The organism is Enterococcus sp. DIV2379 (genome assembly GCF_050542965.1).
GTDB classification, from domain to species: domain Bacteria; phylum Bacillota; class Bacilli; order Lactobacillales; family Enterococcaceae; genus Enterococcus_D; species Enterococcus_D entomosocium.
The window spans coordinates 3,553,438-3,580,000 of record NZ_CP172938.1 but is presented as its reverse complement, the minus strand read 5'-3'; the positions used below and the strand labels follow the sequence as shown (position 1 = coordinate 3,580,000).

General features: G+C 44.4%; 28 protein-coding genes and 1 riboswitch (1 of these 29 cut by a window edge). Of the genes, 24 read left to right on the top strand and 4 right to left on the bottom strand.

The window, feature by feature from the left end; all coding sequences use genetic code 11:
• A protein-coding gene (locus IGI92_RS16435; protein WP_430607528.1) for an ISL3 family transposase crosses the window boundary here: on the bottom strand, nucleotides 1-755 show its 5' portion. 547 nt of this gene lie to the left of the window's left edge; only the first 755 of its 1,302 coding nucleotides appear in the window; the start codon lies at nucleotides 753-755; its stop codon lies off the left edge, out of view.
• Between the two features lie 244 nt (nucleotides 756-999).
• Here IGI92_RS16435 and rsgA point away from each other — a divergent pair, with 244 nt between their 5' ends.
• The 13 genes from rsgA (at nucleotide 1,000) to IGI92_RS16370 (ending at nucleotide 14,701) form a co-directional block, all read left to right on the top strand.
• On the top strand, nucleotides 1,000-1,884 hold the full coding sequence (gene rsgA / locus IGI92_RS16430; protein ID WP_086332823.1) for a ribosome small subunit-dependent GTPase A: 885 nt from the start codon (nucleotides 1,000-1,002) through the stop codon (nucleotides 1,882-1,884).
• Between the two features lie 9 nt (nucleotides 1,885-1,893).
• Nucleotides 1,894-2,547, top strand: a complete 654-nt coding sequence (gene rpe / locus IGI92_RS16425) for a ribulose-phosphate 3-epimerase (protein ID WP_005232947.1) — start codon at nucleotides 1,894-1,896, stop codon at nucleotides 2,545-2,547.
• Complete coding sequence (locus IGI92_RS16420) at nucleotides 2,548-3,180, top strand: thiamine diphosphokinase (RefSeq protein WP_086316712.1); 633 nt, start codon at nucleotides 2,548-2,550, stop codon at nucleotides 3,178-3,180.
• Between the two features lie 142 nt (nucleotides 3,181-3,322).
• Complete coding sequence (mreC, locus tag IGI92_RS16415) at nucleotides 3,323-4,180, top strand: rod shape-determining protein MreC (RefSeq protein WP_005232949.1); 858 nt, start codon at nucleotides 3,323-3,325, stop codon at nucleotides 4,178-4,180.
• Nucleotides 4,181-4,182: 2 nt separating this feature from the next.
• Nucleotides 4,183-4,692 (top strand): rod shape-determining protein MreD, encoded by a 510-nt coding sequence (mreD, locus tag IGI92_RS16410; protein WP_005232950.1) that lies wholly within the window; start codon nucleotides 4,183-4,185, stop codon nucleotides 4,690-4,692.
• 185 nt (nucleotides 4,693-4,877) lie between these two features.
• Nucleotides 4,878-6,239: an NlpC/P60 family protein gene (locus tag IGI92_RS16405; RefSeq protein WP_086316711.1), complete on the top strand. Its 1,362-nt coding sequence runs from the start codon at nucleotides 4,878-4,880 to the stop codon at nucleotides 6,237-6,239.
• A gap of 69 nt (nucleotides 6,240-6,308) precedes the next feature.
• A complete protein-coding gene (locus IGI92_RS16400) occupies nucleotides 6,309-8,057 on the top strand; it encodes a PTS sugar transporter (RefSeq protein WP_430607525.1) in 1,749 nt (582 codons plus the stop codon).
• A complete protein-coding gene (locus IGI92_RS16395) occupies nucleotides 8,038-10,068 on the top strand; it encodes a BglG family transcription antiterminator (RefSeq protein ID WP_430607523.1) in 2,031 nt (676 codons plus the stop codon). Before IGI92_RS16400 ends, IGI92_RS16395 begins: the two co-directional genes overlap by 20 nt.
• A gap of 12 nt (nucleotides 10,069-10,080) precedes the next feature.
• Nucleotides 10,081-10,515: a PTS sugar transporter subunit IIA gene (locus IGI92_RS16390; protein WP_005232954.1), complete on the top strand. Its 435-nt coding sequence runs from the start codon at nucleotides 10,081-10,083 to the stop codon at nucleotides 10,513-10,515.
• A 314-nt stretch (nucleotides 10,516-10,829) separates the two neighbouring features.
• Entirely contained in the window at nucleotides 10,830-12,602 is a 1,773-nt protein-coding gene (locus IGI92_RS16385) for a PTS mannitol transporter subunit IICBA (RefSeq protein WP_016621094.1), read from the top strand.
• Between the two features lie 15 nt (nucleotides 12,603-12,617).
• On the top strand, nucleotides 12,618-13,055 hold the full coding sequence (locus IGI92_RS16380) for a PTS sugar transporter subunit IIA (RefSeq protein ID WP_005230254.1): 438 nt from the start codon (nucleotides 12,618-12,620) through the stop codon (nucleotides 13,053-13,055).
• A gap of 22 nt (nucleotides 13,056-13,077) precedes the next feature.
• On the top strand, nucleotides 13,078-14,226 hold the full coding sequence (locus tag IGI92_RS16375; RefSeq protein ID WP_008381686.1) for a mannitol-1-phosphate 5-dehydrogenase: 1,149 nt from the start codon (nucleotides 13,078-13,080) through the stop codon (nucleotides 14,224-14,226).
• A 175-nt stretch (nucleotides 14,227-14,401) separates the two neighbouring features.
• Entirely contained in the window at nucleotides 14,402-14,701 is a 300-nt protein-coding gene (locus IGI92_RS16370; RefSeq protein ID WP_016621095.1) for a hypothetical protein, read from the top strand.
• A 135-nt stretch (nucleotides 14,702-14,836) separates the two neighbouring features.
• Here the strand turns inward: IGI92_RS16370 and IGI92_RS16365 are convergent, their stop codons facing one another.
• Nucleotides 14,837-15,349 (bottom strand): type 1 glutamine amidotransferase domain-containing protein, encoded by a 513-nt coding sequence (locus IGI92_RS16365; protein WP_430607519.1) that lies wholly within the window; start codon nucleotides 15,347-15,349, stop codon nucleotides 14,837-14,839.
• 125 nt (nucleotides 15,350-15,474) lie between these two features.
• Between IGI92_RS16365 and IGI92_RS16360 the strand changes: the two genes are divergently transcribed.
• The 3 genes from IGI92_RS16360 (at nucleotide 15,475) to IGI92_RS16350 (ending at nucleotide 17,406) form a co-directional block, all read left to right on the top strand.
• On the top strand, nucleotides 15,475-16,026 hold the full coding sequence (locus IGI92_RS16360; protein ID WP_061053507.1) for a hypothetical protein: 552 nt from the start codon (nucleotides 15,475-15,477) through the stop codon (nucleotides 16,024-16,026).
• A gap of 181 nt (nucleotides 16,027-16,207) precedes the next feature.
• Entirely contained in the window at nucleotides 16,208-16,642 is a 435-nt protein-coding gene (locus IGI92_RS16355; protein ID WP_034871951.1) for a hypothetical protein, read from the top strand.
• An 8-nt stretch (nucleotides 16,643-16,650) separates the two neighbouring features.
• Complete coding sequence (locus IGI92_RS16350) at nucleotides 16,651-17,406, top strand: DUF6681 family protein (protein ID WP_086298910.1); 756 nt, start codon at nucleotides 16,651-16,653, stop codon at nucleotides 17,404-17,406.
• Nucleotides 17,407-17,461: 55 nt separating this feature from the next.
• On the opposite strand, the gene IGI92_RS16345 is transcribed toward IGI92_RS16350, so the two are convergent.
• Nucleotides 17,462-17,869 carry an Hsp20/alpha crystallin family protein gene (locus tag IGI92_RS16345; RefSeq protein ID WP_034871953.1) on the bottom strand — a complete coding sequence of 136 codons (408 nt, stop codon included), beginning with the start codon at nucleotides 17,867-17,869 and terminating at the stop codon, nucleotides 17,462-17,464.
• A gap of 173 nt (nucleotides 17,870-18,042) precedes the next feature.
• Here IGI92_RS16345 and ispE point away from each other — a divergent pair, with 173 nt between their 5' ends.
• Nucleotides 18,043-18,894 (top strand): 4-(cytidine 5'-diphospho)-2-C-methyl-D-erythritol kinase, encoded by an 852-nt coding sequence (ispE, locus tag IGI92_RS16340; protein ID WP_086298909.1) that lies wholly within the window; start codon nucleotides 18,043-18,045, stop codon nucleotides 18,892-18,894.
• A 179-nt stretch (nucleotides 18,895-19,073) separates the two neighbouring features.
• Here ispE and IGI92_RS16335 read toward each other — a convergent pair whose 3' ends face one another.
• Nucleotides 19,074-19,253: a hypothetical protein gene (locus tag IGI92_RS16335; protein ID WP_005232965.1), complete on the bottom strand. Its 180-nt coding sequence runs from the start codon at nucleotides 19,251-19,253 to the stop codon at nucleotides 19,074-19,076.
• Nucleotides 19,254-19,559: 306 nt separating this feature from the next.
• Between IGI92_RS16335 and IGI92_RS16330 the strand changes: the two genes are divergently transcribed.
• The 7 genes from IGI92_RS16330 (at nucleotide 19,560) to thiT (ending at nucleotide 26,529) form a co-directional block, all read left to right on the top strand.
• Nucleotides 19,560-20,507: a metal ABC transporter substrate-binding protein gene (locus IGI92_RS16330; protein ID WP_430607514.1), complete on the top strand. Its 948-nt coding sequence runs from the start codon at nucleotides 19,560-19,562 to the stop codon at nucleotides 20,505-20,507.
• A 12-nt stretch (nucleotides 20,508-20,519) separates the two neighbouring features.
• Nucleotides 20,520-21,200, top strand: a complete 681-nt coding sequence (locus IGI92_RS16325) for a metal ABC transporter ATP-binding protein (RefSeq protein WP_005232967.1) — start codon at nucleotides 20,520-20,522, stop codon at nucleotides 21,198-21,200.
• Nucleotides 21,173-22,003, top strand: a complete 831-nt coding sequence (locus IGI92_RS16320) for a metal ABC transporter permease (RefSeq protein WP_005230272.1) — start codon at nucleotides 21,173-21,175, stop codon at nucleotides 22,001-22,003. The genes IGI92_RS16325 and IGI92_RS16320 overlap by 28 nt, the downstream gene beginning before the upstream one ends.
• A gap of 151 nt (nucleotides 22,004-22,154) precedes the next feature.
• Nucleotides 22,155-22,979 (top strand): pur operon repressor, encoded by an 825-nt coding sequence (gene purR / locus IGI92_RS16315; RefSeq protein WP_008381701.1) that lies wholly within the window; start codon nucleotides 22,155-22,157, stop codon nucleotides 22,977-22,979.
• A gap of 177 nt (nucleotides 22,980-23,156) precedes the next feature.
• Nucleotides 23,157-24,530, top strand: a complete 1,374-nt coding sequence (gene glmU / locus IGI92_RS16310) for a bifunctional UDP-N-acetylglucosamine diphosphorylase/glucosamine-1-phosphate N-acetyltransferase GlmU (protein ID WP_034871957.1) — start codon at nucleotides 23,157-23,159, stop codon at nucleotides 24,528-24,530.
• A gap of 116 nt (nucleotides 24,531-24,646) precedes the next feature.
• Nucleotides 24,647-25,621, top strand: coding sequence for a ribose-phosphate diphosphokinase (locus IGI92_RS16305; protein WP_008381705.1), 975 nt, complete (start codon nucleotides 24,647-24,649; stop codon nucleotides 25,619-25,621).
• Between the two features lie 181 nt (nucleotides 25,622-25,802).
• A riboswitch (TPP riboswitch) is annotated at nucleotides 25,803-25,904 on the top strand.
• 52 nt (nucleotides 25,905-25,956) lie between these two features.
• Nucleotides 25,957-26,529, top strand: coding sequence for an energy-coupled thiamine transporter ThiT (gene thiT / locus IGI92_RS16300; protein WP_015510621.1), 573 nt, complete (start codon nucleotides 25,957-25,959; stop codon nucleotides 26,527-26,529).
• Nucleotides 26,530-26,563: the final 34 nt, after the last annotated feature.

Genomic DNA, 26,563 nt, shown 5'->3' with positions numbered 1-26,563 from the left:
ATTTGTTGGACAATGTGAAAGCGATCGGTCACGATTTTTGCGTTTGGGAAGACCGCCTTTACAAGTTCAAAATAAGGGGCATTCATATCCATCACGACGTATTTCACGTTCGCTCGTGCTTTTCGGGTGAATTTAAGGAAATATGGTTTTAAGAATGCAAGGCGACGATTCTCCAATACACCGATCAATTGTTGGGTCTGCCCATTCATAAAGACAAAACTCATTTTTCCGCTGCAGGACTTCATTGATTTGAACTCATCAAAACAAAGGACCGAAGGTAACGTATCAAAACGAGGATGATACGTTTTTAAACAGGTGTGTAGGACACGCAGAACGGTTACGTCAGAGACAAAATAGCGATCGGCAATTTCTTTTCTTGTTGTATTCTTGGCCAGCTCCAAGGCGATTTGAATCTTTAATTCTTTTGAAAGATAGCAGTTTTCATCCACCAAGTTTGTCTGAGCATTGAATGTCGACTGACATTCTTTACAGTAAAAGCGTGTACGTACCAAGCGTAATTCTGTTTTTGTTGCTCGATAAGGCAAAAGTTGGACTTTTGTTTTGTGTGAGCCATTCTTGATGATTTGTCCTTCATTTTTGATGCCACATTTACGGCAATGGCTTGGTATATAGCTAAGTTTGGCATGGATAAGATTGGTGCGAAACCCCTCTTCTTCTATAGTCTCTAACCATTCTTCTTCGAAGAATAAATTTTCATCTGTTAAACCTAACAATTTTCTAGTACAATGATCCATGGAGATATCCTTTCTTGGTTTGGTTTTGTTTTAGACGACTAAATTCTACCAGTTAGGCTATCTCTTTTTCTATCTTTTTTTACAAAAAAAGTGTTGGTAGAAAATCCGTAGATTTTCCACCAACACTAAATATTGTAGAGCCTTTTTTGATGCCTGAAGCATTCGCTTCAGGCTTTTTTGTGTTTTCAGCCAGTGAGAAGACCTGAAAATATGATACAATAGTAAAAAACGAGGAGGAAATTGTTTGAAGGGACAAATCATCAAAGCGCTAAGCGGATTTTATTATGTGGCATCAGAAGATGAAATCTTTCAAACCCGCGCTCGAGGAAATTTTCGAAATCGAAAAATCACTCCTTTGGTTGGGGATGAAGTGATTTTTGAAAGCAGCAATCAAACAGACGGCTATCTTTTAGAGATCTTGCCGCGAAAAAATGAGCTGGTTCGACCGCCAGTCGCAAATGTGGATCAAGGAGTGGTCGTGACAAGTCTAGTTGAGCCGAACTTTTCCTATAATCTATTGGATCGCTTTTTGGTGACCTTAGAGTATGAGGGGATCGAACCGATCATCTTTTTGACAAAAGCGGATCTTGTGAAAGATCTTGCCGCAATGAAAGCAATTGAGGAGACCTATCAAGCAATTGGCTACCACGTGATCACGTCAAAAGCAGAAGGCGAAGATCTATTGGAACTTCAACGGTACTTCCCTGAGCGGATCACTGTCTTTATGGGGCAATCCGGTGCTGGAAAGTCTACGCTATTGAATCGAATCGTCCCGGAATTGGCATTGGAAACAGGAGTGATCTCAGAATCTCTCGGACGGGGGAAACATACGACCCGTCATGTGGAGCTCTTGCCGATTTGTGATGGATTGGTTGCCGATACACCAGGATTTAGTTCGATCGATTTTCTGGAAATCGAAGCAGTAGAGTTACCAAAGCTCTTCCCTGATTTTTTAGCAGTAGCTTCCAACTGCCGCTTTAGGGAGTGTATGCACCTCAATGAACCTGATTGTGCAGTTAAACAGGGAGTTGCAGCAAATGAGATTGCTGCAACTCGTTACAAAAATTACGTGCAATTTTTAGAAGAGATTGAAAACCGACGTCCGGTTTATAAAAAGAAGAAAAAGTGAGGGAAAAGCATGATGAAACTAGCACCATCTATTTTAAGTGCCGATTTTGCAAATCTTCAAAGAGACATTGAGCTGGTAGAGCGCCATGGCGCAGATTACATTCACGTAGACGTGATGGACGGTCATTTCGTTCCTAATATTACCTTAGGCCCAAACATCGTTAAAGCGATTCGCCCAGTTACCAAGCTGCCGTTGGATGTTCATCTAATGATCACCGAGCCAGAAAAGTATATCCATGCCTTCGCGGAAGCTGGAGCAGATATCATTGGTATCCACGCGGAAGCAACGCCTCATATCCATCGTGCGATCCAAATGATTGTGGCAGAAAATGTCAAAGCAGAAATCGTCATCAACCCAGGCACACCAGTTTCAGCCATTGAACATGTTTTATCCATGTGTGATCAAGTGTTAGTTATGACGGTCAATCCAGGGTTTGGTGGGCAATCCTTTATTGAAGAATCACTGGAAAAAATTGCGGCGCTGGCTGCTTTAAAAGAAGAAAAAGGCTACCATTATGATATCGAAGTAGATGGCGGGATCGTTCCTGAGACAGCCAAACGCTGCCTGGAAGCCGGCGCAAATGTCTTTGTAGCAGGAAGCTATATTTACGATGCCGATGAACCTGCGGCGCAAATCAGAGCCTTGAAAGAAGCTTTACAGTAAATGAAAATTTTGTTAGCGGCAGGTGGAAGTCCTGAAAATTGGCCACAGTTGATGGCGTATGATAAATACATTGGAATTGATCGTGGGGCCCTGTTTTTGCTTCAGCACCAACGGCCAGTCGATCTGGCAATCGGTGATTTCGACTCCCTGACCGCAGCAGAACTGCAAGCGGTCAAACAACAAGTTAAGACAGTGATCCAAGCCCCTGCTGAAAAAGATGATACAGATACTCAATTGGCATTGGTTGAGACGTTGCGTCTTTATTCAGAAGCGCAAATCGACGTGATTGGTGCAACGGGGGGACGCCTTGACCATCTTTTAGCCAATCTGTGGTTAGTTTTAGAAGATCGGTTTCGTCCATTTGCCCCAAATCTGCGTTTTTTAGATCGTCAAAATGTCGTTCAGTTCTTTTTACCAGGCACCTATCAATTGGAAAAAGAACCCGGGATGCAGTATTTGGCGTATTGCTGTTTGACGCCGGTAACAGATTTGACGTTAACAGGTAGCAAGTATTTATTAGAAAACGTCCAAGTACCGTACCCAACTTCTTATGCTAGCAATGAATTTCTGACACAAACAGCAGGTTTTTCCTTTAGCAGCGGGATGATAGCAGTCATTCAAAGTTGTGATTAAGAGACGGAACGTCTCTTTTTTTTGTTGAAAATTTCAGAAACTTAATTACAAAAAAAACATTAAGACGGACAACTTAGCTTTTGTTTGCAGGGTATTAATGGTAAAATTGGAACTACAGTTTGGAATTATTTGAGGTGTCTTTGTGAAAAAGTTTAATCCTAATAAAAATATTATCATCACATTGATTATTGTGATTTTAGTTGTCACCGTATTAAGCGTGACGATCGCCCGCCGAGCAGCGGGAAACTCCACCAATGCCGTGCAATCTACGGTCAATGACTCCGTTGGCTTTATCGATAAAATGATTACCGCTCCTTTTCGTTGGATCGAAAATGGTGCCAATTCAGTCAAAAATTTGTTTGTGACCTATGAAGAAAATGAACGTTTAAAAGAGAAATTGGACAGTTTTGAGGAACTGGAACAAGCGAAGGACAATGCGCAAAGAGAAATCGATGCCTTGAAAGAAGAGCTAGAGCTGAATGCAACCTTGACGAATTATGAACGGATCTCCGCCAATGTCATCAATCGGTCACCTGATACTTGGCAAGATATGCTGATCGTGGACCGCGGCTCAAGAGATGGTGTTGAGGTCAACATGGCAGTCATGTCGCAAAAAGGCTTGATTGGTCGTGTCATTGAGGTCAATGCAGCTTCTTCTAAAATTGAACTTTTGACTTCTGAAAACCAGAATTCCAACCATTATCCGGTTCGGATCAGCGGCGAAGATGGGTCAAACTTTGGGATCCTAAGTAGTTACGATCAAAAAGAACGTTCCTTAGTCATTACCCAATTGACGGGGGACAATGAGCTGAAGGAAGGCGATGTCGTGCAGACCTCTGGATTAGGAGGAAACTCGCCCGCCGACTTAGCGATCGGAACAGTGATCCGTACCACCAAAGATGAGTTTGGTCTTGATACCCAAGTATTTGTAAAACCGTATGCCCAAATGTATGATATTCAAGCAGTAACGATTATCAAACGCTTGGCAGGTGAGGAATAGCCATGAAAAAGCATGACTACATCAAATACCTGGCAGCGGGCGTCTTCTTTTTGATGATGTTGGCAGATGGACAACTGACGCGTTTTTTGGAAAAATGGACCCAAGACAATTATATCGCCAGTGCGCATCTTTTATTGATCGCCCTTTTATGTGGCGCAAAGTATTTGCCGAAAAACTTTTTGATCACCACGGCGCTTGTGATCGGCTGCCTCTATGACGTGTATTATGTCGGTGTGATCGGCATCTACACGGTGGCGTTTCCCTTGATCGTATGGATCATGTATATTTTGAAAAATACGCTTTATCAAAATGTATTTACCATGTTTTTCGGAATGATCATCTTTGTTACAAGCTTAGAAGTTGTGACATTGGGGGTTCAATTGCTGTTTAAGATCGCATCAGTTAGCACGTCATTCTTTGTTTCCCGCTTTCTAGCACCAACGCTTTTATTGAACATCCTTTTGTTTATCCTTTTAGTCATTCCATTCATGAAGCTATTCAAAGACGAATAGCTTCATTTTTTTTGCGTTTGACTGTATAAAAATAACAGCGATTGAAATGTTTTTGTAATATTCCTTTTATCTCTCTGACATACGGCTGTGTTACAATCACACTATCGTGAAGGACTTTAGGTATTCTTAAGCATTTATACATAAAAAAACCATATTAGGGGAAGCAACAGCCGGAGGAATGAAGAGTGAAAAAGCGAATTTTATCTTTATTGTTAGTAAGTTCAATTGTTCTTACTTCTGCAGCAGCACCGACACTTGTCTTTGCATCAGATTTTGACAATAAAATTGAAGAAAAAAATCAAGAGATCTCTGACTTGCAAAACCAGCAAGCGAGCATCCAGTCACAAGTAGCAGCACTTGAAAGCGACGTGACTGCAATCAATGAAAAAGCCCAAACTTTGTTGCAACAACAAGGGGATTTGCGTGCGGATTCTGAAAAGTTGAAGCAAGAAATTGCCGATTTGAAAGTCAGAATCGAAAAGCGTGAAGAAGCGATCCAAAAACAAGCTCGTGATGTTCAAGTCAATGGACAAAGCACGAACTTTATTGATGCAGTATTAGAAGCTGACTCTTTAACAGATGCTATTGGCCGTGTGCAAGCAATGACGACGATCGTCAATGCTAACAAAGATCTTGTAGATCAACAAAAGGCAGACCAAGAAGCAGTTGAAGCGAAAAAAGCGGAAAACGACGATAAATTGGCAGAGATCGCAGCGAACCAATTTGAATTAGAAACACAATTAGGGGATCTACAAGCCAAACAAGCTGATTTGAATGTTTTGCAAGCGGAATTGGCTGTTCAACAAGCATCTAAAGAAGATGAAAAAGCTGATTTAGAAAAACAAAAAGAAGAATACGAAGCAGAACAAGCTCGCATCGCTGCAGAAGAAGCGGCGGCAGCAGCAGCTCGTGAACAAGCAGCACAAGAAGCAGCGGCTCAAGAAGCGGCAGCAGCTGAAGCAGCTACTCAGGAAGCAGCAGCAAGCGAATCTTCAACGTCGAATTCAACGACATCAAGCGCCACAACAAATTCTAGTACGACGACTGATACTACGCAAGGCAGTTCATCACAAGGCAGCGGTTCAGCAAATACGACCCCATCGACACCTGCCAATAATAACAATAGCAATAACAACCAAGGATCAAATAATAGCAGCAACGGTTCAAGCAGTACTCCTGCACCCGCACAAACGGTCAATGGTTCAGCAATCGTAGCAGAAGCAATGAAATACATTGGTACCCCTTATGTTTGGGGTGGTACGACACCAGACGGCTTTGACTGTTCTGGCTTTACACAATATGTATTTGCTAAAGTTGGGATCTCATTACCACGGGTAACTTACGCACAAGAATTTTCCGGTACGGTAATTTCGATCAACGAAGCAAAAGCCGGTGACTTGTTATTCTGGGGTAGCCGCGGAAGCACACACCACGTGGCGATCGCTATGGGTAACGGACAATACGTTCATGCACCAACACCTGGTCAAAATGTTTCTGTCAGCAGTTACTCTTATTACTCACCAGATTTCGCGGTGCGCGTAAACTAAATCAATTGAAGCTATTTCAAAAGCTGGCGTTTTACGTCAGCTTTTTTTGATTTCTGTTTTAAAAAACGTATGCTTTTTTTGTTTTCAGTCTTGCCAGAACATCTTATAATAGAGAAGAGAAAGGAAGCGGATAAAATGAACAAGACCTCGTCTTCCAGAGAAAAAATGATAACGGTTAAGTTTTATACGAATTATCTTTCTCGCATGATGATGCCGAATTTAAGTATTTTTATTGCGTGGATGCTGATTTCATTCCTGTTGCCTTTTTTCTCAGTCGATCAACAAGTGATCCAGCAAATGGAACAAGGGGTCTTGACTGTGTTGCTGCCCCTCATGATTGCTTATACAGGTGGGCAAATGTTGGCACCTGAGCGAGGTGGGGTCGTAGGAGCAGTGGCGGTCTTAGGGGCTATTCTCGCAACGGATATTCCCCAAGTCTTTGGGGCGATGCTACTGGGTCCACTGGCAGGCTGGCTGTTGTATCGCAGTGATTCGTTCGTGAGTAAGGTCAAAAGTGGCTATGAGATGCTGGTGCGCAATTTTATTGCAGGTGCGCTTGGCGGACTCCTTTTTTTAGGTAGTTATTTCCTATTGGCGCCGCTTTTTAATTGGTTCAGTCTCGGCAGCTATCAGCTCGTGGATTATTTCGTTCGGCAAAATGTCTTGCCCTTTATTCATATCATTGTAGAACCATTGAAGGTTTTGTTTTTTAATAATATTGTCAACCATGGACTATTTACGCCGCTAGGAATCGAAGCCGCGGCAGTTAACGGTCAGTCGGTTTTATTTTTGATCGAGGCCAACCCCGGTCCGGGATTAGGGGTCTTAGCGGCGTATCTTTTCTTTGGTTCAAAGCGAAACCGAACGAATGCCGCAGCATCCATTTTTGTGCAGGCTATTGGTGGGATTCATGAAGTGTATTTCCCGTTTGTTCTGCTCAATCCTTGGGTGTTGCTCGGTCCGATCGTTGGTGGTTTCAGCGGTACACTGATCTTCCAATTTTTAGGAGTAGGCTTGAGAGCACCGGCGTCCCCGGGCTCGATTTTGGCGATTTTACTCAATACACCGGCTTCTATGATCCTTGGTGTCTTAACTGGGATTGTCGTCAGTACGGTCGTATCGTTTGCGATCGCTAGTGTGCTATTAAAACGGAAGACCAATACAGAAAATGAGGAGCGTAAGATGCCGAAAATGAAGAAAGTCACGGAGATCGTCGTGGCCTGTGACGCAGGGATGGGGTCCAGTGCGATTGGTGCCAGCATACTAAAAAAACAGTTGCAAGAAGCCCAGCTAACGTTTCCTGTCCGCTATCAGTCGATTTATCGTGTGACGGATGATCCCAAGCTGTTAGTGATCACCCAACGGGAATTAGCAGCTATTGCCCAAAAGCAGACACCACACGCACAGCATTATGTGCTAGATAATTTTTTGGCGGCAGATGAGTATGCTCCGCTGATCCAAGAATTACAAAGAAGAGAACAGGATCCGCAAAAATCGTTACAAATCGAAGCAGCAAATTCGCTAGGGTTTTCAACGATCATCTTTTTGTATACTGGAAAAAAACGCGGTTCACAAACGATGGCAGTGGAGATATTAAGAAAAATGGCTCGCCAACAAGCGCTGTCTTTGACCATCAAAAAAATGGCATATGAAGGACAAGCTCTTGATCCTACGGCAGTCTATATCCTCCCGAAAGAACTTGCAGAAAAGTGCCCGATCCCAGATGTTTCTTTACTGGTGGTGGATGATTTATTGACGACAGATGCGTATCGTCAGTTACTGACAGAAGGAGTCGACTATGTTTTTGACCAATCGTGAAACACTTTTATTAACGGAATTGATGAATAGTACCGGTCCGGTTTCTTTAGATCGCATGATGCAAGTCTTAAAAGTCAGTAAACGAACGGTGTACCGTGAACTGGCTAATCTAGAAAAATCCCTGGAAACAGTAGGTGCTACCTTAGAGAAGGTCGGTCGTGGTCATTTCCAAATTTTTGCATCAGAAACGAGCATTCGCCAATTGCAAGAAGCCATTATGGCAGATACCGATCAAGAATTCGCGGCTAGTGAGCGGCAACACCGTATTTTGTTGCAACTGACTACCGCCACGAAGCCTGTATCCAGTCATTTTTTCTTGGAGCGTTACCAAATCAGCAATACGACGTTTTTTTCAGACATCAAACAGCTTGAAGAGAGTCTCGCACGGCTGCCGTTAAGGATCGTGCGCAATCAAGGGTATGAGATCGAAGGCTCCGAAAAGTATCGGCGGTTGCTCACAGCCAATACACTAGTGATGGAGATCAATGAATACCAATTTTTCCATTTACTGGAAACCGATGATGAAGCCCCGTTTATTTTTCAATTTCTGTCCCGCGACCATCTTTTGCTAGCCCAGCGGTTGATTCGGGAAACCATCGAACCCCAATTCAAGGAACTTAGTGACCGCAAATTAGCCTTTATCGTCTTGATGCTGGCGCTAGCCATGGATCGGGTAGCTTTGGGCTATACGGTGGAAGAAGAGACGTACCCGAGTCAGATCAACAAAGACTTGCTGAAGGTGGCGAAAAAGATTTTTGCTCAGATCGCCGAAAAGAGCAAACTGCTTTATTCCATCAACGAAATCGTCTTTTTTGCCGTGTTACTAGGTGATTTTGCCAATTCCTTTGACCGTGATTTTTTTGATGACAATTTTGATACCGACTTGGCTTATCGTGTAAAACGCTTGATCGAATTGGTCAGTGAGCAAACGGAAGTGGCGTTTTATGAAGACACGAACTTGTATAAAATGCTGCTGACCCATATCTCAGGAGTAATGACGCGGGCTATTTTAGAAGAAGATCATTTGAACAACCCTATCCTAGAAAAAATCATGAACCAGTATGTCGAAATCGCCAGCGGGATTCGCAATCATCTGCCGCAAGTCTTTCCGCAGCAGCAGTTCTCGGAAGAAGAAATTGCCTATATGGTCCTGCATTTTGCCAATTCGTTGGAAAAAAATCCGAAAGTGTTAGAAGTCAATATTGCAGGGATCTCTCCTAGCGGATTAGCCTCCATCAGTTTGTTAGAGATGCAGCTGCGGAAACATTTTCCCTTTATCAATCAAATCACCTTCTTTCGAGTGGGGGATGTCAAACGGGAAAATATCGAGGAGACCTATGACTTGGTGATCTCGACTTCATTGCTGCCAGGGTATCAAGGAGAGTACAAACTCGTTTCACCGATCCTGCTGGAAGAAGATATTCAAGAGTTGAAGAAGGCCTTCCAAGCCATTAGTCAGAAAAAACGTTCCGCCAAAAAAGCGCCCTCTGCTTTAGTCAAAGAGGAATCCTATGAAGCGGTCTTGGCTTTTATCGAAGCTATTAACCAGCTATTGGCGCTGTTTCAAGTGCAGGCGATTGATAACCCAGCGGACTTGGAAGAAACGTTGCAGCTGGTGCTGACGTCTTTTGATACACATGTTGTTTTGGATCGTGAGAAAGTTGTTGATCGTCTCTTAAGGCGCTACTTCCAAGCGCCAGTGGGCATTCCTGACACCCACTTTGCCTTGTTTCACGCGGCGAGTTCGGCGATCCTGCAACCTGTTTTTCGTATTTTCGATTTGAAACAGCCGCTGCCACTTCTTGCGATGGATAAAAAAGAGATCGCTGTTACCCGTTTATTAGTCATGCTGGCGCCCTATCCTATCAATGAAACAAGCTCTCAGATGTTAGGGAAGATCAGTGGTTCGATCATTATGAATGATCTAAATACGGAGATTTTTAATTCCGGCAATGATTCGATTATTTATCAGTTACTCTCTTCGCTCTTGATTGAAGAAGTAAAACAATAGGAGGGATCAGCGATGTATATTCCACAGGAGCGGATTTTGTTGGATCAACACTTTACCGATGCCACAGAGGCTCTGACAAAAATTGGCGAGTACTTAGTCAACCAGGAGATCGTCTCTTTACCTTATGTCAAAAGCCTTTTGCGGCGCCATCAAAAAACAGGTGTTTACATCGGTAACTTTGTTGCATTGCCCCATGCGGAAGAAGAAGCCCAACAATGGATCAAGGAAGAAGGGCTCTTTTTGATCCAAGTGCCGGATGGCGTCGACTTCGGCACGAAGGAGCAACCCAAAATCGCTACGATCCTTTTCGTAGTCGTCCTAAAAGAGCAGCAATTAGCTGTTTTGCAAGAAATCGCCTTTTTTTGTTCTGATATGCAGAATGTTCGGGCGCTTAGTGATGCCGAATCGGTTGAAGAGATCCAACAGATTTTGTTAGCAGAAGAATAAGCAATCAGCAGCAGGCTGGCTAGCAACAAGAGCAGCGAACGAAATAAATGAATGAGCTGCCTCCGTGTACTTGCTCTTTCTACCTTGTGTAGAAGGAGCGGGTACACTTTTTTTTTGTGTGTTTTGGCAAAATCAAAAAAAATGCTCCACGTGAAACATAACAAAAATAAGCGAGTGCAGGGGCTGCTCGCCTTTTTTTGTTCTATCCGTTTGGCTACAAGTTTTGGCACAGTTTTTTGTGCCAAAGTACGACTTTCGAGCTTTTTGGGAAGCGCCTACAATAAGGGTGTAAGCAGACGAGAGGAGAGAAAAAAATGGAACAGACACAAAAAGCAGCCAAATCATCAGTCAAAGCAAAAGTTCAAAAATTAGGCAGTACGTTGTCGAGTATGGTGATGCCGAATATCGGCGCATTGATTGCATGGGGTGTATTAACGGCATTATTTATTCCAGATGGGTATTTACCAAATGAAGCCTTTGCAACGATGGTCGGTCCAATGCTAACGTATTTGATCCCAATCTTGATCGGGTATACTGGCGGGAAAGTGATTGCTGGTGACCGCGGAGCCGTGGTTGGGGCGATCGCAACGATGGGGGTCATCGTCGGAACGGATATCCCAATGCTCTTGGGTGCAATGATCATGGGTCCTTTAGGCGGTTGGGTCATCAAGAAATTTGACGAGATCTTCCAAGACAAAGTTCGCGCTGGCTTTGAAATGTTGGTCAACAACTTTTCATCAGGTTTGATCGGTTTTGCTTTAGCATTACTGGGCTTTGTAGCAATCGGGCCAGTTGTTAATACCTTGACAGAAGCAATGGCAGCAGGGGTAGAAGTGATCGTCAATGCCCACTTGATTCCATTAGCCAATATTTTTATTGAACCAGCAAAAATCCTATTCTTAAACAATGCCATCAACCATGGAATTTTGACACCACTAGGTACTGAGCAAGTCAGCGAATTTGGGAAATCAATTCTTTACTTATTAGAAGCCAATCCTGGACCTGGTTTAGGAGTCTTGCTAGCCTTCACTTTCTTCGGAAAAGGAGCAGCGAAATCTTCGGCACCTGGAGCGATCATCATTCACTTTATCGGTGGGATCCATGAGATCTACTTCCCATACGTCATGATGAAACCATTGATGTTCTTAGCAGTGATTGCCGGCGGTGTATCAGGAAGCTTTACCTTCCAATTGTTAGGTGCAGGCTTACGGGCACCTGCTTCCCCAGGTTCGATCATTGCGATCTTAGCAATGACGCCATTCAACTCGGTGATGAGTGTCGTTTCTGTCTTAGCCGGAATTGCCGTAGGAGCAGGTGTGTCCTTTATCGTCGCTGCCGCGATCTTGAAAGCGGATGCGAAGGATACGGTGGATAATTTTGAAGAAAAAGTACAACAAACGCAAGCAGCAAAACTCAGCGCCAAAGGTTTGGCGGCTCAACCAATGACTGGCATCAATCGCATCATCTTCGCATGTGATGCAGGCATGGGCTCCAGTGCTATGGGGGCATCGATCTTACGTAAAAAAGTCAAAGAAGCGGGTCTTCCACAAAATGTCTCGAATTCCGCCATCAACAATTTGACGGACGATGCCAATACGCTGATCGTTACTCAAGAAGAATTGCAAGAACGTGCCAAACAAAAAGCGCCAAATGCGACCTTCGTCGCGGTTGAGAATTTCCTGAACTCTCCACGTTACGATGAAATCGTAGCTACATTGTCAGGGACGAAGACAGCGGGGGAGTCAGAAAAAACGTCTGAAGCAGGCAACCAGGCAGATGTTCCTTCCGCCAATGACCTTAAGCAAGTCAGTGAAATCATTTTGGCCCACGATGACCGCAAAGGTTCGGCAACGATGGCTCAGAAAGTCTTCCAAGATCTTTTAGCCAAAGAATCTCTGACGATGCCAATCAGAAAAAGCCATATCAATGATCTCCATGCCAACGCCTCTTCCCTGGTGATCACAAAAGAAGCCTTAACGCCGCAAGCGCAAACCTCAGCGCCAGAAGCGATCCATCTATCCGTTAATAATCTGATGGGAACGACGAACTATCAACGGATCGTGGCATCGATCAAAGCAGCGAATTAAGAAAGGATGAGCCGAATGCAAGTATTAGAAAAAGACATGATTGAATTGAACAAACAATTTGCGACCAAAGAAGAAGCCATTCGTTACTGCGGCGAAAAACTGCTGGCGGCAGGCTGTGTGGAAAAAGAATACGTCGAAGCCATGCTTGAGCGTGACGAGATGCTCTCAGTCTATATGGGGAACTTTATTGCGATTCCTCACGGTACGGATGAAGCCAAAAAATACGTCAAAAAATCAGGTATCTGTATCGTGCAAGTGCCTGATGGCGTGAATTTCGGTACAGCGGACGAAGAAAAAATCGTCACCGTCCTTTTTGGTATCGCGGGCAAAGGGGAAGATCATCTGCAATTGGTCCAACAAATCGCCCTCTTTTGCAGCGATATCGATAACGTTGTCGAATTGGCGGATGCCTTAGATAAAGAAGAAATCGCCCAAAGTTTGACCGTAGCATAAGGATTTAAGGAGGAGACAAGACATGAAGGCAGTTCACTTTGGTGCAGGTAATATTGGTCGCGGCTTTATCGGCGAGATATTGGCTGCCAACAACTTTGAAATCACATTTATTGATGTCAATGAAACGATCATTGACGCCTTAAAAGCAAGACAAGGGTATACCATCGAATTAGCCGATGAGACCCAAGAACAGATCCACATCGAGCATGTGACAGGATTGAACAATGCCAAAGAACCAGAAGCGGTGATCCAAGCGATCGCCGAGGCAGACATCCTTACGACCGCCATTGGTCCCAACATTTTGCCGCATATTGCTGAGCTGATCGCCAAAGGCTTAGAAGCACGTCAGCAACACCCAGACAAGCCAGCCATTGATGTGATCGCCTGTGAGAATATGATCGGCGGATCGACCTTTTTAAAAAGCGAAGTGCAAAAATACATTGCGGATTGGTCAGCGTTGGAAGCGACGGTTGGTTTTCCAGATGCAGCGGTGGATCGCATCGTACCGCTGCAGCACCATGAAGATCCCTTATTCGTTCAAGTAGAACCCTTCTGCGAATGGGTGATCCAAGAGTCAGGGATGAAATCCTCGATCCATCTGCAAGGGGTCCATTATGTGGCGGATCTGGAACCGTATATTGAACGGAAATTATTCAGTGTCAATACGGGTCATGCCACGGTAGCGTACACAGGCGCCCTCCAAGGCTATCAGACGATCGATGAAGCGATGCAGGACCATTTAGTGGTGATCCAATTAAAATCCGTTCTCGAAGAAACTGGCCGGCTTTTAATTGAGAAATGGGCCTTTGATCCTGAAGAACATGAACGGTATATCGAAAAAATCATCCAACGCTTTAAAAACAAGCACATTTCCGATGCCATCACTCGGGTGGCACGGACACCTGTCCGCAAATTAGGGACCGAAGAACGCTTTATCCGACCAGTCCTTGAGTTAGAAAAACGCAACATGCAGCCAGATCATCTCTATGAAACGATCGGCATGATCTTCAATTACAAAGACCCTGAAGATGAGCAAAGCCAACAGTTACAAGCACTTTTGGATGAAAAATCACTACCGGAAGTCATTGCAGAAATCACTGGCTTGCGTGATGAAGACATGATTGAAACGATCCGACAAAACATTGAAAAATATGCGTATGTTGCCGCATAAAAACGAGTAACACACAGAACAAGCAGATAAATTGCCGCATCCGTAAAAGCTAGCCCAACAAGTGAGCTTTTGCGGATAGGTCAATTTCTTTCAGCGCTTGTTCTGTATTTTTTTGCTCACCGATTGACCTTTGCTGCCAACTTGACGATAATAAGAAAAGAAATGAGGGAGAGCAATGGAACGATGGTTTGAAGAAGCCCAGCTTCAAGTAATTGAGTTGCCGATCGAATGGCAGGAAAACCGCCCCGTCTATCGGGCTTTTATCCGTGAATTGCCGACGATCCAAGGGGAAGGAACATCGCGGCAAGCTGTTTACCGGCAGTTGGCAGAAGCCTACGCGGCTTACATTGCCCAACTTCGAGAGGTCAATGAGGCGCAGGAAGAAATGACGTCTTCCTTATTATCGACGGAAGAATTATTGCGCTACTATGATGGCGAGACCTTCGATGGTTTTGAGTTGCCCTCTGACGAGTAACAGGAAAAAAGCCATTCACTGAAAACTGAAAAGCTACGCAAGAAAAAACCGCTCAGCTGCAGCTCGATCGATACGAAGGATCGAACGCTGCAACTGGCGGCTTTTTTTCTCTAAGAAACCAAGTCTTATTCGTGGTTAGTTCAATGCCTCGGTAATGGCTTGATTGAAGGCATCTAAGTCATCTGGGTTTCGGCTGGTGATCAACCGATAGGTTTCGTCGATCACGACGGGCTCATCTTTGACGGTGGCACCTGCGTAGGCTAAATCTGGTCGCACAGAATCATAAGCCGTCAAGGTCAAATCTTTCGTCAGTCCTGTTTGGATAAACAGTTGTGGGCCGTGGCAAATGGCAAAGACGGGACGATCAGGTGTCAAAAAGTCTTTCGTCAATGACACATAGCGCTCATCGGTCCGTAATTGGTCAGGGGAGAAACCGCCTGGGATCAACAAAGCATCAAAACTGGCGGGATCGATCGTATCGATGGCCGCATCAACGGGAAACGTTCCACCTTGTTTGCCTTTTACGGTCTCGGCGCCTTCATTACTAATAACGACTACTTCATGTCCGGCCGCTTCCAGTGCTTCTTTTGGTGACGTCAATTCAACATCTTCAACTAGATCAGTGACAATAACAGCAACTTTACTCATTCGATCTCCTCCTTATTACTTGATGAACAATTTGTTCACCTGCTATTATTTATGCTAACGAAGATTTTCGCTGTTGACAAATCATCTGTTTTGTCCGCAGCTTGAAAAAGAAAGAAGGCAACGCCATGGCAACGATCCAACTATTTATCTCTGATACCCCCCTTTGCTTTGAAAAAGCGGAATTCACTTTTATGGAAGAAACATTTGTCATCGAGAAACAGCAACTATTTGAAAAAGTCGATGCGGTGATGCATCAAGAGGTATCCTCGTCCTTGGTTTCATTGGTAGAAAAAGCCCTTTTGACGCTAGAAGCGATCGGGGAAGAAGAGGATTATTTCGACCTGCTTTATTTGACCTATGAGAATACCCGGCGTTCCCTCAGCGGACAGCAATTACTCGCACAGCCTTTTCCAGCTGTAGAGGCAGCCTTGCAGCCGGTCTTTGATGAGTTGGCAGAACCGATCGTAGAAAAGTTTTATGAAGAGCTGACCAATCAATTAGAAGAAATCACCGATGATGAGCTGTTTAGTTCCTACTATCTGGATGATGAGCAAGCGGTGATTCAAATCGATGCCCCGATCCAACATGAAGAAGTAATCGCATTGCCCGCCCTTTTACGGGATTACCATGGCACGTTGCACCTGACCTTTGAAAAGTTTTATGAATACCTTGTGTAGCGGCGGCAACTGTCGTCGTTATTTTTTGTGAAAACAGTTACATGTTTAGTTTTTTTTAAATCCTGCGACAGAAGCCTCGGGAATCTTGACCCTTTTGTCAGAAACGATTATAAAGGTAAGAAGAGGCTGAAGGAACCGAGACTGCCGATGGGCAGAATCGGGTAAGAAAAGGATGAGAATCATGCGAAAAGTCCCGCCTATTTTAAAACCAATTGCACTTTTAACGATATCAACGATCATTGCCACTGCTACCGGCGTGGTGAATTCAGGCAGTTACCGCCAACCAAGTCGTGCGACGGAAACGACAGAAACGACCGAACAAGCACCAAGTGAAAGCACACCGTCTTCGATGACAGAAGACAGTCAAAATCAAACACCTGCTAGCACGGACTCACAACCGACGAACGATGACCAGCAGACCACACCGTCATCCAGCAGTGAAGTAGTAACACCAGAAACGACCCCGTCTTCTTCGGTGCCTGCAGAAACGACGCCATCAAGCGATGCCAATGTTTCACCGGCACCATCGGAAAACAATCAGGAAACACCTTCTTCAAGTGAAGAGACCACGCCAGATCCACAAGGGATCATGGATGAGAATCAAGGAAATGAGTAGGTGAGAAAATGACGCTTATTTTAGATTTAATCAACGGCATCCACAAATTTTTGGGCTATCTTGACATCAGTCCCAAATACTTGAATCGCGCCTATACCATCCTCAGTATTATTCCAACGGCGTATATTTTGCGGATCGTCTATGGAATGTTTGCGAACCAAAACTATTTTCAAGCGATCCTTTATACGATCGGCTTTTTGGTCTTAGTCTATTTTTGGGTACTGAATATCTTCTATTATTTCTTGAATAAAAACATGAAGTTCGATGTCACTCAGACCTTTGTCAAAGTCTTGCCGGATGAAGTCTTCAATATTGAAGGGGAAACTATCAGCACCACCGACATTGATCGTTTGACGACTGAAAAAGCGGTGATCGATTTTGAAGAAGACTATCAGCTGGTATTGGCGAATCATTTGCAGACCTTGATTGCTCAAGAAGAATTGGCGATCAAACCGTCATCCAACGGCTTTACGATTCCGAAAAATACCTTGTACCCTTACTATTTTGTCAAACAGCAAGGGAAAAACGAGTACGTATTGCAGATCGGGACCAGCTACACGGAGATGACGAAAGTTGGCACGATTCAATGGACCGGCAAGCAACCTTTAGAGCCAGTGGGCTTATTTATCACTGGCGGTGATTTTGTCAAAAACGATGTCAAATACCACGAACCATACAGTTTAAAATTGTATGTCAAAAAAGAGGTCTCCGAAGAAGAACCGCAGACCTCAAGACAGGCGTATCGACGACAAGCACGCAAATAAGAAAAGCAGTCCCGATCAGAGTTTCCTCTGGGGGGACTGCTTTTTTAATTTGTTGTTATTCGATCGGAATGTTTTTTGCAGGTGCGTCTTTGTAGCTAGCTTTCGGTAAAGTCAGGGTCAAAACGCCGTCTTCAAACACTGCTTTGATGGACTCGTCATCAATGTCTGTGATGGTGAAGGTCCGTTGATAGGCACTGCTGGAGCGTTCTTTGCGCAAATAATGTCCGAAATCATCCTCGGTTTCAGTGGTTTCTGTTTGAGCAGCTGAAATCGTCAGCGTGTTGTTGACGTAACTGACGCGGATGTTTTCTTTCTTGATGCCGGGTAAATCTGCTTGAACGAGATACTTGTCTTCGTATTCTTTAATGTCCGTGTTCATTTGTCGTTCTTGCCAAAAACTGTTCATTAATTTGCCTAATAGTTCTTCGCCGCCTGCTAAATCTCTTGGAATCAAATTTGCCATGTGGTTCCCCCGCTTTCTTTTATCATTGAGTTGGTACCTCTATTTTACGAGGAACCAAGCCAAAGGGCAACCAAAATGGCAACAATCATAAAAACAAGAGAAATCACTCAACTATCTTATAAGAATCTGCTATGATAGAACTAAATAACTATCAGATGATTGGATGAATGAAGATGGAGATTATTGAAAAAGCGCCAGCTAAGATCAACCTCGGTCTCGATGTGTTAGAGAAAAGAACAGACGGCTACCATGAGTTGGAAATGGTGATGTCTAGTGTTGATCTAGCCGACCGTCTGATAATGGAAGAGATAGCAGAAGATAAGATCATTGTAGAAACCAACAAAGCTTTTTTACCAATTGATAAACGCAATAATGTCTATCAGGCCGCCAGTATTTTAAAAAAACGCTATAGTATCAAAAAAGGCATCCGCATTCGCATCACCAAGAATATCCCGGTGGCAGCTGGGTTAGGGGGTGGCAGTACGGATTGTGCGGCAGCGCTGCGGGGGATGGTTCGCCTTTGGGACTTGGATCTCTCCATGGCAGAGCTGATCGATATTGGTATGGAAGTTGGCACTGATGTTCCCTATTGTCTGTATGGGACCACTGCTCATATTGCAGGAAAAGGGGAGCTGGTGACGCCGCTGCGGCCGATGCCGCAATGTTGGGTCATCTTAGTCAAACCTCGTCTGAGTGTTTCAACGGGGAAAATCTTTCAAGAAGTTGAGCTGGACCAACTGCACCATCCAGATATCGCAGCATTGTCTGCCGCCGTCTTAGCCGAAGACTACTCGGCTATGATCGCTGCCATGGGCAATAGCCTAGAAGCCATCACGATCCCCAAGTATCCGATCGTCCAACAGATCAAAGATCGCATGATGAAATATGGCGCAGATGTTGCCTTGATGACCGGCAGCGGACCGACTGTCTTTGCTCTTTGTCAAAAATATTCGCGGGCACAGCGGGTCTACAATGCCTTAAAAGGATTCTGCGATGAGGTTTATCTTGTACGTACATTGAAATGAATGAGTCAAGGACACAGGCTGGATTCGCCTGTGTTTTTTTGCATTCCTTCTATAAAATCCAGTTCAATAGTAAAGAATAAGGCAGCTGAGGTAGGGAGGAAGCATCTAGAAGCTGCCTTACAGAAAAGACCCCGACGAAAAAAAGGCGTCGGGGTCTGATTCTTTACCTAAAGCAAAGGCTATTCTTTTTGGTGCTGCTTCTTTGCGGATTTTTTCTTTTTGTCTTCTTCATACAATGGTTTGTCGATCGTTTTGCGGATTTCTTCGGTTTGCTGCGATGCAGGATCTTCTGGTAAATCGATTCGATTCAGCAGTTCGCTGTTGTTTACAGTTGGCGGCACAGTTACAAATTCGTTCATCTTCGTTTCCTCCAAGTGCTTTTAGATGATTATCTTACTTACTCTCTAATTTTTCAAGTTATCACAAAGGAATCGCATGGCCAACGGTGTAAAATAAGACGATGTTCCCGAGAGAAGAATCCGCTTCAAATGAACGTTTTCTCCTATGTTTTCCGATTTATCTCGAAATAAAAGTTTTAAATCGTAAAACGTACGATTTGTCTTGACGAACCGGAAATCATTTGATAGAGTAACTTTTGCTAACAAAACGGAGTTGTTCCGTTTTAAAATAAAAAGATGAGCCAGCAAATGGAAGGGGAAATCCCGATGAAAAAAATCTTACTTACTACAGCACTCCTTTTAGGGGGCGTGCTTCTTGGCGCTTGTGGGCAGCAAGAAGCGACAAGTCAATCGAGTAACGCAGAAAAGCTGTCGATCGTCACGACCTTTTACCCAATGTACGAATTTACGAAAGAAGTCGCAGGTGAGGCAGCGGATGTCTCCTTGCTGATCCCTGCAGGAACAGAACCTCATGACTATGAGCCAAGTGCCAAAGATATGACCAAAATTATGGATGCAGATGCCTTTGTCTACAATAGTCCTGAGCTAGAAACTTGGGTTGCTAGTTTGACGGATTCCGTCGATCCTGAGCAAACAGCAGTGATTGAAGCGGCCAAAAACATTCAGTTGGTGGAAGGCACAGAGGAAGAGCATGGTCACGAGGACGAAGACAGCCATGAAGGCCATGATCATACGTATGACCCTCATGTTTGGACCGACCCAGTCTTAGCGATCCAAGAAGTAGAAACGATCCGCGATGACCTGATTGCGAAGTTTCCTGAGCAAAAGGCAACCTTTACGGAAAATGCGGCTGCCTATATCGAAAAACTTTCTGTGCTAGATGAAGCCTATCAAGCGGCGTTAAAGGATGCGACTCAACGGACCTTCGTCACACAACATGCAGCTTTCGGTTATTTGGCACGGCAGTATGATTTAGTCGAAGAATCGATTTCGGGCATTTCACCCGATCAAGAACCAACGCCAAGTCGGTTGGCTGAGCTGAAAGAATATGTGGAAGAAAAACAAGTCAAAGTTATTTATTTTGAAGAAAATGCCTCATCGAAGGTGGCTGAGACCTTAGCCTCTGAAACGGGCGTGGAGTTAGCGGTCTTGAATCCATTAGAAAGCTTGACGCAAGAGCAGATGGATAACGGCGAAACATACCTGTCTGTAATGGAAGACAATTTGGCAGCATTACAAAAAAGTATTCACTAAGGAGGCGCCTGCGTGCGTTATATCGATGTAAAAGATTTGACCTTTTATTATGATGATGAGCCCGTCTTGGAAGACATTTCTTACTTTGTTGAAGACGGCGAATTCGTGATTTTGACCGGCGAAAATGGGGCGGCAAAATCTACTTTGATCAAAGCAACCCTTGGTTTGTTGAAACCTTCTAAAGGAGCAGTCACCTTGGCGACCAAGAATGCAGCTGGTGAAAAATTAAGCATCGGCTACATTCCTCAGCAGATTGCTTCCTTTAACGTCGGGTTCCCCAGCACCGTTTTGGAATTGGTCCAATCAGGCCGCTACCCAAGAGATCGTTGGTTCAAGCGACTGACGAAACGAGACCATGAACATGTCCGCCGTGCATTAGATGCCGTCGGGATGTGGGACGTGCGTCATAAACGGATCGGTGAGTTGTCCGGTGGCCAAAAACAGCGGATCAGCTTGGCACGGGTCTTTGCCACGGATCCTGATTTATTTATTTTAGATGAACCGACTACGGGGATGGATGAACAATCCCGCAATCTGTTTTATGAACTGCTGCGGCACAATGCTCATGACCACGGCAAGTCGATTTTGATGATCACTCATGATCACGAAGATATCAAAGAATATGCGGACCGTCAGATCCGTTTAGTGCGGAAGGAGGATTCACCATGGCGCTGCTTTCATATGAATTCATGAGAAGAGCTTTTCTTGCGGCGATTTTTATTGCTGGTATCGCACCAATGCTAGGGGTCTTTCTGGTGATTCGAAGACAGTCATTGATGGCTGATACGCTGTCCCATGTCTCTTTAGCAGGGGTGGCACTAGGCTTCTTTCTAAATCTAAATCCGAGTTTGACGACGCTATTGATCGTAGTCATTGCCGCAATCATTTTGGAATACTTGCGAACACTGTACCGCAGTTATTCAGAAATTTCGATCGCCATTTTGATGTCCGGCGGTTTAGCGTTAGCCCTCGTCTTGATGAACCTTAGCGGTGGAAACTCCGCAACGAGTATCCAATCGTATTTGTTTGGGTCGATCGTTACGATCACACAAGAGCAAGTTTGGATCTTAGGCTTTTTGTTTTTAGTCGTTTTTGCTTTATTTTTCTTATTCAAACGGCCCATGTACATTTTGACCTTTGATGAAGATACCGCTCATGTCGATGGCTTGCCTGTGCGAGTGATGTCGATGCTCTTTAATGTCTTGACGGGGGTGGCAATCGCCATGATGATCCCGATTGCGGGTGCATTGCTGATCTCTGCGATCATGGTTTTACCAGCTGCCATCAGTATGCGTTTAGGCAAAAGCTTCAACGCGGTGATTTTGATCAGTGTCGTGATCGGCATGATTGGGATGATGTCTGGTTTGACCAGTTCCTTTTATTTGGACACACCACCGGGAGCGACGATCACGCTGGTTTTTATCGCTCTTTTCTTAGTAATCAATTTGATCAAACGCATCGTGATCCTCGTGCAACGAAAACAACGCCTCAAATAAAGGGCTTTATGAAAAAGAAACGAAGAATTTTCGTTTCTTTTTTTTAAACTCTAATCAAAACCGAACGATATAAGCAATATTTCAGATAATGCTCGCATTTATCCCGAAAAAGCCTTATAATAAGGCGAATAAACTAAAGGAGTTGTCCGGTGTGAAAATACGTCGAAGTGAACGACTGATCGATATGACACATTACTTGTTGAATCATCCCCATGAATTGATTTCATTGTCCTTCTTTTCTAAACGATATGCCTCTGCAAAATCATCGATTAGCGAAGATTTATCTATTATCAAAAAGACCTTTAAAGAACGAGGAACAGGCATTCTTGATACCGTGCCAGGCGCTGCTGGCGGTGTTTTTTTTGTGCCTGAAATTTCTGAAGAAGAAGCGTATGCGTACGTTGAAGGGCTGGCAAAACGCTTGTCTGAGCAAGACCGTTTGTTGCCTGGCGGCTATGTCTATCTATCTGACTTATTGGGCGAACCGGAATTGCTGCGCCAAGTCGGCCGCATCATCGCTTCCAAATATTTAGGCGAACAAATCGATGCGGTGATGACCGTTGCTACTAAAGGAGTTCCGATCGCTCAAGCAGTCTCTTACTACTTGAATGTTCCCTTCGTGATCGTGCGTCGTGATTCCAAGATCACTGAAGGCTCGACCGTGAGTGTCAATTATGTCTCTGGTTCTTCAGAGCGGATCGAAAAAATGGAATTATCCAAACGCAGCTTAAAGCGCGGCTCTAGAGTATTGGTGGTCGATGACTTTATGAAAGGCGGCGGCACGGTCAATGGGATGAAGAGCTTGATTGAAGAATTTGAAGCCGAATTAGTCGGTATTACGGTTTTTGCCGAAACGAAATTCAAAGGCAAGCGGGCCATCAGCGATTACAGCTCTCTGCTGTATGTTGAAGATGTCGATACCCAGACCAAAACGATCTCGGTAGTACCGGGAAATTATTTTGAGAAAAAAGCCTGATTTATGTGGCTCTTAGACTGGCGCAAGCAGCTGTTTTTTGAACGGCGGCTGCCAGTCTTTTTTTGATTGGTCTAGGTGGGGATTCCTTAAATCGTTGAAATTTACAAGTACTTGGGCTAAACTGTTTATAGGAAATTCAATGAACAAAAATCGTTCAGATTGATAGGAGTGGAATACGTGGACGCACGTTTTGCAATAATTTTAGCGGCTGGAAAAGGCACGCGCATGAAATCGAAGTTATATAAAGTGTTACATCCGGTTTGCGGTAAGCCAATGGTGGAGCACATCATGAACCGAGTGGTGGAAACAAATCCTGAAGAGATTGTGACGATCGTTGGTCACGGGGCGGAAATGGTCAAGGAGCAACTGGGGGATCGCACCAATTACGCCTTACAAGCCGAACAATTAGGTACCGGTCACGCTGTCGTTCAAGCCGAATCATTTTTAAAGGGCAAAAAAGGCACGACCTTAGTAATTAGTGGGGATACGCCGTTATTGACGACGGAAACCTTGAATAACTTGTTCGATTACCATCAAGGGAAAAATGCATCGGCAACGATCTTGACGGCACAAGCGGCAGACCCAACGGGCTATGGCCGGATCGTACGGGATCATGTCGGCATCGTGGAAAAAATCGTCGAGCAAAAAGATGCGTCGACCGAAGAAGCACTGATCCAAGAAATTAATACAGGCACGTATTGCTTTGACAATGAATTGTTATTTGACGCCTTGGCAAAATTAGATACGGACAATGCTCAAGGGGAGTACTACTTGACTGATATTATCGAGATCTTAAAGGAAGACGGCAAAATCATCGCTGCTTATCAAACCGAAGATTTCCATGAATCTTTAGGAGTCAACGACCGCATCGCCTTAGCCGAAGCCAATCGCTTGATGCGCCAGCGGATCAACCGTCAACACATGCAAAACGGCGTGACCTTGATCGACCCGGCGACGACTTATATCGACGAAGGCGTTGTGATTGGTTCAGATACCTTGATCGAAGCCGGTGTGATCATCAAAGGGCAGACGACGATCGGAGAAGACTGTGTCATTACGGCAGCTTCTGAAATTGAAGACAGCAAGATCGGCAACCAAGTGACGATCAAGGCATCGACGATCGAGGAGAGCATCATTCATGATGGCGCCGATGTCGGTCCCAATGCCCACCTTCGCCCCAATGCGGAAATTTTGGCCCATGCCCATATCGGTAACTTTGTGGAAATCAAAAATGCGACGATTGGTGAAGGCACCAAAGTCGGACACTTGTCCTATGTCGGTGATGCAACCTTAGGCAAAAACATCAACGTCGGCTGCGGTGTAGTCTTTGTTAATTATGACGGCAAGAGCAAATTTAAAACGACTGTCGGGGACAATTGCTTTATCGGCTCCGGGTCTAATCTGGTTGCACCCTTGACCATCGAAGAGGAAACGATGATCGCTGCTGGCTCAACGATCACCAAAGATGTTCCTAAACACAGTATGGCGATTGCTCGCGCCCGTCAGGAAAATAAAGCGGATTACGCGAAAAAGTTACCTTATCTAAATTAGAAATAGCGAAATGACTTGATTTCTTAAGGAAAAATGACTACTATTTATTAGGAAGAAGATTCTAGTAAAAAGGAGTCATTTTTTTCTAGATGAACGCAAAGAAAGTGGAGGTTCTCATGTCAAATCATTATTTTGATCCAAGATTGAAGATTTTTTCTCTGAACTCAAATCGTCCTTTGGCGGAAAAAATCGCAGCTGCAGTAGGTGTTGAATTAGGTAAGTGTTCAGTCAAACAATTTAGCGATGGTGAAATCCAAGTGAATATTGAAGAAAGTATTCGTGGTGCTCACGTCTACGTGATTCAATCAACCAGCAGCCCTGTAAACGATAACCTAATGGAATTGCTGATCATGATCGATGCTTTGAAGCGCGCCAGTGCGAAGACGATCAATGTAGTAATGCCTTATTATGGTTATGCAAGACAAGACCGCAAAGCGCGATCAAGAGAACCAATCACCGCAAAACTTGTAGCAAACATGATCGAAAAAGCCGGTGCGAACCGTATGGTTACACTGGATTTGCATGCTTCACAGATTCAAGGGTTCTTTGATATCCCAGTTGACCACTTGATGGGTGCACCATTGATCGCCAACTACTTCTTGGAAAGAGGCATTCAAGGCGATGACGTCGTAGTCGTTTCACCAGACCACGGTGGCGTGACTCGTGCCCGCAAATTAGCTGAGTTTCTTAAGTCACCAATCGCGATCATCGACAAACGTCGTCCGAAAGCCAACGTAGCGGAAGTCATGAATATCATTGGTCATGTTGAAGGCAAAACTTGTGTCTTGATCGACGATATGATCGATACTGCTGGTACCATCACATTGGCTGCGAATGCGTTGAAACAAGCAGGTGCCAAAAGTGTTTACGCCTCATGTACTCACCCTGTCTTGTCAGGACCTGCCTTGGAACGGATCGAAGATTCGGCCATTGAGCATCTAGTTGTGACAGATTCGATTTACTTGCCAGAAGACCGTAAGTCGAAAAAAATCGATGAGATCAGTGTTGGTGCCTTGATGGGCGAAGCGATCAAACGAATCCATGAGAACAAACCAGTAAGTCCACTGTTTGAATCAAAATTATCAATTTAATCGTGCCTCATAAGCATGAGAACAACAGCCAATGGTCGGTCTTTAACCGCTCATTGGTTGTTTTTTTCTGAGGAGTTTCAGGATGTTTTTAGAAAAAACGATCGCAGTCATGTTTCTTTTCACCAATTTATGGTATTCTTGAAAGTGACTTGCGAAACGCAAGCACAAAATAAAATAGAATCTAATCACAAAGGGGAGTCTGCAAAGGCTGAGAATGAGAGTACTCTAAACCCTTCGTACCTGTTTCGATCATGCGAACGTAGGAATTGTGACGAGTTGAAGTGTCTAACACTTCTCCTTTGTGAATTGTGATGATTCTAAAGGAGGAGTTTTTTTTGAAACGAAAAATGTCGCTGCAAGTGTGGACGGAAGGAACGATGATTGCTGCGATCGGGGTCGTCTTGTCGTATATCCCGATCCAGACAGCCAATTCCAGTATCGACTTGTCTCTAGGGCTCGTGCCCTTGGTCTTGTATTCGTATCGTCGCGGGGTGCTACCGGGAATGACGGCGGGATTTATGTGGGGCTTGCTGAATATTTTGATTGGTAGCGCCATGCGTAACTTTATCACCGTTCCACAGATCATCTTTGAATACCCCTTTGCCTTTGCTTTTGGCGGGATGGGCGGCTTGTTTGCTAATAAAATCCAACAAGCGATCCGTCAAAACAGCAAAACCGTTACGTGGTATGTCGTCTTAGGGGGCATCGTGGCGGTGATCAGCCGTTGGTTTTGGCATTATTGGGCTGGAGTCTTTGTCTGGGGAATGTACGCACCGCCAGGACAAAGCCCGTATCTGTATTCCTTGATCTTCAATGGATCATCGGTCATTATCAATATCGTTTATGTAGGGGTCGTCCTAGGTCTCTTAGTCAAGGCAGCCCCGAAATTATTTGTGCCTAAAGCTTAGTTTTAGAAATGGAACCATGAAAAAATGTCTTGAT

Coding starts and splice junctions, on each gene's coding strand:
- rpe (WP_005232947.1), top strand. CDS start 1,894: ATGATGAAACTAGCACCATCTATTTTAAGTGCCGATTTTGCAAATCTT.
- IGI92_RS16420 (WP_086316712.1), top strand. CDS start 2,548: ATGAAAATTTTGTTAGCGGCAGGTGGAAGTCCTGAAAATTGGCCACAG.
- mreD (WP_005232950.1), top strand. CDS start 4,183: ATGAAAAAGCATGACTACATCAAATACCTGGCAGCGGGCGTCTTCTTT.
- IGI92_RS16400 (WP_430607525.1), top strand. CDS start 6,309: ATGCTTTTTTTGTTTTCAGTCTTGCCAGAACATCTTATAATAGAGAAG.
- IGI92_RS16395 (WP_430607523.1), top strand. CDS start 8,038: ATGTTTTTGACCAATCGTGAAACACTTTTATTAACGGAATTGATGAAT.
- IGI92_RS16390 (WP_005232954.1), top strand. CDS start 10,081: ATGTATATTCCACAGGAGCGGATTTTGTTGGATCAACACTTTACCGAT.
- IGI92_RS16385 (WP_016621094.1), top strand. CDS start 10,830: ATGGAACAGACACAAAAAGCAGCCAAATCATCAGTCAAAGCAAAAGTT.
- IGI92_RS16380 (WP_005230254.1), top strand. CDS start 12,618: ATGCAAGTATTAGAAAAAGACATGATTGAATTGAACAAACAATTTGCG.
- IGI92_RS16375 (WP_008381686.1), top strand. CDS start 13,078: ATGAAGGCAGTTCACTTTGGTGCAGGTAATATTGGTCGCGGCTTTATC.
- IGI92_RS16370 (WP_016621095.1), top strand. CDS start 14,402: ATGGAACGATGGTTTGAAGAAGCCCAGCTTCAAGTAATTGAGTTGCCG.
- IGI92_RS16365 (WP_430607519.1), bottom strand. CDS start 15,349: ATGAGTAAAGTTGCTGTTATTGTCACTGATCTAGTTGAAGATGTTGAA.
- IGI92_RS16360 (WP_061053507.1), top strand. CDS start 15,475: ATGGCAACGATCCAACTATTTATCTCTGATACCCCCCTTTGCTTTGAA.
- IGI92_RS16355 (WP_034871951.1), top strand. CDS start 16,208: ATGCGAAAAGTCCCGCCTATTTTAAAACCAATTGCACTTTTAACGATA.
- IGI92_RS16350 (WP_086298910.1), top strand. CDS start 16,651: ATGACGCTTATTTTAGATTTAATCAACGGCATCCACAAATTTTTGGGC.
- IGI92_RS16345 (WP_034871953.1), bottom strand. CDS start 17,869: ATGGCAAATTTGATTCCAAGAGATTTAGCAGGCGGCGAAGAACTATTA.
- ispE (WP_086298909.1), top strand. CDS start 18,043: ATGGAGATTATTGAAAAAGCGCCAGCTAAGATCAACCTCGGTCTCGAT.
- IGI92_RS16335 (WP_005232965.1), bottom strand. CDS start 19,253: ATGAACGAATTTGTAACTGTGCCGCCAACTGTAAACAACAGCGAACTG.
- IGI92_RS16330 (WP_430607514.1), top strand. CDS start 19,560: ATGAAAAAAATCTTACTTACTACAGCACTCCTTTTAGGGGGCGTGCTT.
- IGI92_RS16320 (WP_005230272.1), top strand. CDS start 21,173: ATGGCGCTGCTTTCATATGAATTCATGAGAAGAGCTTTTCTTGCGGCG.
- IGI92_RS16305 (WP_008381705.1), top strand. CDS start 24,647: ATGTCAAATCATTATTTTGATCCAAGATTGAAGATTTTTTCTCTGAAC.